Annotated in this window: 3 protein-coding genes; 2 read left to right on the top strand and 1 reads right to left on the bottom strand. The window is 68.9% G+C overall.

All coding sequences use genetic code 11. The features are described 5' to 3' along the window. The coding region (locus EAO72_RS18140) for an exo-beta-d-1,3/1,6-glucosidase (protein WP_148018383.1) at positions 1 to 2,352 on the bottom strand (2,352 nt) is incomplete at its 3' end. A 151-nt stretch (positions 2,353 to 2,503) separates the two neighbouring features. Between EAO72_RS18140 and EAO72_RS18135 the strand changes: the two genes are divergently transcribed. Together EAO72_RS18135 and EAO72_RS18130 are read left to right on the top strand one after the other, a co-directional pair. Beyond that, entirely contained in the window at positions 2,504 to 3,103 is a 600-nt protein-coding gene (locus tag EAO72_RS18135; protein WP_148018382.1) for a TetR/AcrR family transcriptional regulator, read from the top strand. Positions 3,104 to 3,388: 285 nt separating this feature from the next. After that, positions 3,389 to 6,382, top strand: coding sequence for a carbohydrate binding domain-containing protein (locus tag EAO72_RS18130; protein ID WP_148018381.1), 2,994 nt, complete (start codon positions 3,389 to 3,391; stop codon positions 6,380 to 6,382). Positions 6,383 to 6,402: the final 20 nt, after the last annotated feature.

Here is a 6,402-nt window from a genome sequence, read left to right as displayed (position 1 = left end):
GTGCTCGGAACGGGTGACACCCTGCGGGCGCGGGTCACCGTCCGCAACACGGGTCAACGTCCCGTGCTGGAGACCGTGCAGGCGTATGTCAGCGACACCGTGACCTCCGTGACCTGGGCGGAGAAGGAGCTCAAGGCCTACCGTCAGGTGCGGTTGGCCCTCGGCGTCCACCAGGCTGCACTCCGCGACCGGCAGTTCGATGACGACCTCGCGCGATTCGCCGGGGGCCAACCGCACCTGACGGTAGGCCTTGAGCTCCTTCTCCGCCCAGGTCACGGAGGTCACGGTGTCGCTGACATACGCCTGCACGGTCTCCAGCACGGGACGTTGACCCGTGTTGCGGACGGTGACCCGCGCCCGCAGGGTGTCACCCGTTCCGAGCACGTCGGTGATCACCTCCAGACCGGAGTACGCGACCGTGGTGTAGCTGAGGCCCTCGCCGAACACGAACGCCGGACGCTGCGTCAGGTCGGCGTAGCGGGTGCCGTGCTGGCCGCGGACCTGGTTGTAGTACGTCGGCTGCTGCCCCGCATGACGTGCGAAGGAGAGCGGCAGCCGGCCGGACGGCTCGATCAGGCCGAGCGCGAGTTCGGCGACGGCCCGGCCGCCGAGCATGCCCGGGTTGAAGGCGTGCACGATCGCCGCTGCGCGGTGGGCGGACGGCGGCAGGACGAGCGGCTTGGAGCTGATGACGACCACGACGACCGGCTTGCCCGTGGCGACGAGCGCGTCGAGCAGCGCGATCTGGCCGCCGATCAGCTCCAGGGTCGCCGTGGAGCGGCCCTCGCCGACGAGCTCGATGCGGTCACCCACGACCGCCACCACGTGGTCGGCCGCCTCCGCGGCGGCGACCGCCTCGGCGATCATGGCCTCGGACGGCTCCGCCGGGACGACGATCTCCGGCCGCGGCTGCCCGTCGGGGAAGAACGCGCCCTCGGGGTCCGGGCCCACGGTCAGGATGTCGGCACCCCGGGCGTGTGTCACGGTCCAGCCGTCCGGCACATGCTCGCGGAAGCCGTCCAGCACGGTACGGATCATGGCGCGCGGATGCCCGTCCGGCAGCCAGTCCGCCTGGCCCGACGAGCCCGCCCAGTCGCCGAGCTGGGTCTGCGCGTCATCGGCGTTGGGCCCGATGACGGCGACCGTACGCGGCGCCGATCCGGCACCCGCGACCGCGCGGCCGTCGGGACCGGCCCCGAAGCCGCCGGCCAGCGGCAGCGTGCCGTCGTTGGCCAGCAGCACCAGCGATCGGCGCGCCGCTTCGAGGTTGAGCCCGGTGTGGTCCGCGCTTCCGATGACCGCGGCCTGGCGCTCGCTGTCGGGGTGGCGCGGATTCTCGAAGAGGCCGAGCTCGAACTTGAGCGTGAGAATGCGCCGGACCGCCGCGTCGATCTCCGCCTCGTCGAGCAGGCCGGTGGCGACCGCCTCCTGGGCACCTTCGAAGAAGGCCGGCGTCGTCATCACCATGTCGTTGCCCGCGCGGACCGCGGCGGCCGCCGCCTGCGTGTGGTCGGCGTACACATGCTGCTCCCACACCATGCGGCCGACGTTGTCCCAGTCGGTCACCAGCGTGCCCGTGTAGCCCCACTCGCCGCGCAGCACCTCGTTCAGCAGCCAGTTGTTGACGGTGACCGGCACGCCGTCCATGGACTGGTAGCCGAGCATGAACGTCCGGCAGCCCTCGCGGGCGACCCGCTCGAACGGCGGCAGGAACCAGGAACGCAGCTTGCGCCGGGAGATGTCGGCCTCGCTCGCGTCCCGGCCGCCCTGGGTCTCGGAGTAGCCCGCGAAGTGCTTCGCGCACGCCAGGACCGCCGTCGGGTCGTCCAGCCCGTCGCCCTGGTAACCGCGCACCATCGCCGAGGCCAGCTCGCCGATGAGGAAGGGGTCCTCACCGAACGTCTCGCTCACCCGGCCCCAGCGCAGGTCCCGGGTGATGCACAGGACCGGGGAGAACGTCCAGTGGACGCCCGTCGCCGCCACCTCGACCGCCGTCGCCCGGGCGATCCGTTCCACCAGCTCCGGGTCCCAGGTCGCCGCCATGCCGAGCTGGGTGGGGTAGATCGTCGCACCCTCCCAGAACGAGTGGCCGTGGATGCAGTCCTCCGCGACGAGCAGCGGGATCCGCAGCCGGGTCCGCTCGGTGAGCGCGGCAGCCTCCAGAACCCGGTCGGGGGAGGCATGCAGGATCGATCCCGCGTGCATCTCCTCGATGAGGTGCCTTACCCCGTCCTTCGCGTTCAGCTGCAGCATCTGGCCGGCCTTCTCCGGCAGCGTCATCCGGCCGACCAGATCGGCAACGCGCTCCGGGACGGACAGAGCGGGGTCGAGGTAAGGCAGGGAGGAGCCCACGGGAGTTCCTTTCACAGCGTCGGCGGGAGGGCGCGGCACGGCACAACTCGGCCGCAGGGACCCACCGTACGCTGAATCCCGACCGGGTGGTAAGTATGTGGCTTGCGACGGTACGCAGGGGTGCCGTCCGAACCGACCGGGAGAGTGACGAGTGACGGGTGAGGCGCCTCGGGGCTATGCGAAGGGCCGCGCCAAGCGCGTGGAGATCCTCGACCAGGCGATGGCCCTGTTCGGCGAGGCGGGCTACCGGGGTGCCTCGCTGCGTGTGATCGCGACCCGCTGCGGTATCTCGCACCCGGGCCTGCTGCACCATTTCCCGACGAAGGGATCGCTGTTGCTCGCGGTTCTCGAACACCGCGACAAGGTGGACGGGGAGTTGTTCTCCCTCGGTGAGCCCCGGGGTGTGGACTGTCTGCGCCGGCTGGTCGACCTCGCTGTGCTGAACGCCGAACGGCGGGGAATCGTGGAACTGTTCTCCGTGATCGCCGCGGAGGCGACCTCTGCCGAGCACCCGGCTCACGCCTATTTCGTCGAGCGGTACCGCAACCTGGTCCTGAGTACCGCGGTCTCGTACCGGGAAGCCCGTGACGCGGGGGCCCTGCGGGAGGGGATCGACCCCGGCGAGGCGGCGCAGCAGCTGATCGCGCTGATGGACGGACTTCAGACGCAGTGGCTCCTCAGCGACTGTACGACGGACATGGCCGGCGTGATGCGCGCCCACGTGCAGGCGCAGCTGACCGTGCCGCTCTGAGCCGTACCGGGCGGTGCGGGCGGCCCGGATGTCCGGAATCACTGCGTCCGTATGGGGAGAGCGCGGCGGGTGCCGCCGGACCTCTTTACGGCCTTGTCATGTGCCGGTAACTTCCGAGCTGCAAGAGATTGCAGCAACATTCCGGCTGGCATTTCAGCCGGACCGCCCCCATCGCTCGGACCTTGAGGCGCGTCAGGGTTTCCGGCGGGACGACGCAGGTCCCCGACTCCTGCGTCCTGGACGCCGCGGCTTCGCCGTCGCCGTGGCCCTTCCCTGGAGACACCGATGAAACGCACCCCTCACCGGCTGCTGAGACGCCCCCTGGCGGCAGCCACGGCCGCGGCCGCAGTACTCGGCCTGTTCACCGCACTGCCCGGAACGCCCGACCTCGACGCCAAGCCCGTAGCCGCCGCCGAGACCTCCACGACCGTCTTCTACTACACCAAGACGAAGAACTGGGCTGCGTACAACCTGCATTACGCGCAGGACGGCGGTTCCTGGACCACCGTGCCCGGCGTGGCGATGGAGGCCGCGTGCACCGACTGGGTCAAGAAGACCGTCTCCCTCGGTACCGCGGCGGGGTTGAAGGCGACCTTCAACAACGGCTCGGGTGTCTGGGACAACAACGCCGGCAACAACTACGACCTGGGCAGCGGGAACGTCACCGTCAAGGACGGGGTCGTGGCCCACAGCGACCCGTGCGCGGGCACCGGCCCGGACCCGAGCCCGACCGGCGACGGCGCGAACACCGCCTCGGTGTACTACTCGACGGCCACGGTCGGCTGGACCACCACCAATCTGCACTACCAGCCCGCCGGCGGCTCCTGGACCACGGTGCCGGGTGTCGGCATGGAGCCCGCCTGCACCGGCTGGGTCAAGAAGAAGGTCGACCTCGGCACCGCCACCTCGATGCAGGCCGTGTTCAACAACGGAAACGGGGTCTGGGACAACAACAACGGCGGCAACTACACGATCCCCGCCGGCGTCAGCACCGTGAAGGACCGCGCGGTGGCCAAGGACGCCAAGGACCCGTGCGTCGCCGAGCCGCCGGACACCGAGGCACCGACCGTGCCCACCGCGGTGACGGCCAAGGCCGACGGGGTGGCCGTCATCCTCTCCTGGGAACCCTCCTCCGACAACAAGAAGGTGACCAAGTACCAGGTCACGCGGACCGGAGGGGCCAAGGGCTGCGTCGTCACCGATGTGAGCTCGACCGTGCTCTCCGAGTCGAACCTGGAGGAGAAGACCGCCTACACCTACACGGTCAAGGCGGTCGACGCGGCGGGCAACACCTCCGCCGCCTCCGCGGCAGCGAAGGCGACCACCGGGGTGAGGCCGCCGACGGCCGCCCAGGGCAAGCCACTGGGCACCGACCCGCGCAAGGACCCGATCTACTTCGTCCTGACCGCACGTTTCAACGACGGGGACGCCGGCAACAACCGCGGCGGCAGCCAGGACGTGAAGTCCGGCAACGCCGCCAACAACGACCCCATGTTCCGGGGTGACTTCAAGGGCCTGGTCAACAAGCTCGACTACATCAAGGGCCTCGGCTTCTCGGCCATCTGGATCACCCCGGTCGTCCTGAACCGGTCCGACTACGACTACCACGGCTATCACGGCTACGACTTCTACAAGGTCGACTCGCGCCTGGAGTCCGCCGGAGCCTCGTACCAGGACCTGATCAACGCGGCTCACGCCAAGGGCGTGAAGATCTACCAGGACGTCGTCTACAACCACTCCTCGCGCTGGGGCGCCAAGGGCCTGTTCACCCCGACCGTCTACGGCGTCCGGGACAGCCAGTGGAGCTGGTACTACGACGAGAAGAACGAGGGCTTCGAGTACGACGGCCTGACCGTCGACCCCAAGAGCGGCAAGTCGTACTACAACGGCGACCTGTGGTCCACGGCCGAGCCCGCGGGCAACACCTGTCTCAACTGGGGCAAGGCGACCGGGGCCACCTCGCCCGAGGGCTACAGGATCTACAACTGCCAGTGGCCCAACCCCACGTCGGGCATGTTCCCGAAGGAGTACTACCACAACTGCTGGCTGGGGAACTGGGAAGGCGAGGACTCCCGCTCGTGCTGGCTGCACGACGACCTCGCCGACTTCAACACCGAGTCCGCACCGGTGCAGAACTACCTGATCGGCGCGTACAACAAGTACATCGACATGGGCGTCGACGGCTTCCGCATCGACACCGCCGTCCATATCCCGCGCACCACCTGGAACCGCCGCTTCCTGCCCGCGATCCAGGAGCGTGTCACCCAGCGGTTCGGCGCCGAGGCCGCGCAGAACTTCCTGGTCTTCGGTGAGGTCGGCGCGTTCGTCAACGACAAGTGGAACCGCGGCTCGGTCAACCACTCCGCGCAGTTCTTCACCTGGAAGGAACGCAAGGAGTACGCCGCCGACGACGCCAAGGCCGCGCTGGAGATGTACGACTACGAGAACCAGCTCGGCACCGGCGCACAGCCGACCTCGGACAACGCCTTCCTGAACGGCAACACGTACCACGCCCCCGACCACAGCAAGTTCTCCGGCATGAACATCATCGACATGCGCATGCACATGAACTTCGGGGACGCCACGAACGCCTACAACAACGGCAAGGACTCCGACGACTCGACCAACGACGCCACCTACAACGTCGTCTACGTCGACAGCCACGACTACGGGCCCAACAAGAGCAGCGAGCGCTACACCGGCGGTACCGACGCCTGGGCCGAGAACATGGCCCTGATGTGGACCTTCCGCGGCATCCCCACCCTCTACTACGGATCGGAGATCGAGTTCCAGGCCGGCAAGAAGATCGACTGCGGCCCCACCTGCCCGCTGGCCACGACGGGACGGGCCTACTACGGCGACCACCTCGCCGGGAACGTCACGTCCTCGGAGTTCTCCAAGGTCGACTCCGCCACCGGTGAGGTCGCCAACACGCTGGCCAAGCCCCTGGTCAAGCACGTCCAGCGGCTCAACGAGATCCGCCGGGCCGTCCCGGCTCTGCAGATGGGCCAGTACTCCACCGAGGGCATCACCGGCCAGATGGCGTACAAGCGCCGGTACACCAGTGGCACGACGGACAGCTTCGCCCTCGTCACCGTCACCGGCGGAGCCTCGTACACCGGAATCCCCAATGGCACGTACAAGGACGCCGTAACCGGCGACACGCGGGTCGTCACCGACGGGAAGCTCACCGTCGCCGCGCCGGGCAAGGGCAACCTGCGCGTCTACGTGCTGAACGGCCCGGGCATGATCGGCACCGCGGGTCCCTACCTGAAGTAGGCGGCCGGCAGCAGCGGGCG

This window comes from Streptomyces sp. OR43, from assembly GCF_008042275.1.
Lineage (GTDB): Bacteria > Actinomycetota > Actinomycetes > Streptomycetales > Streptomycetaceae > Streptomyces.
The sequence above is the reverse complement of the archived record's forward strand: the minus strand, read 5'-3'. Positions and strand labels throughout refer to the sequence as shown.

Coding starts and splice junctions, on each gene's coding strand:
- EAO72_RS18130 (WP_148018381.1), top strand. CDS start 3,389: ATGAAACGCACCCCTCACCGGCTGCTGAGACGCCCCCTGGCGGCAGCC.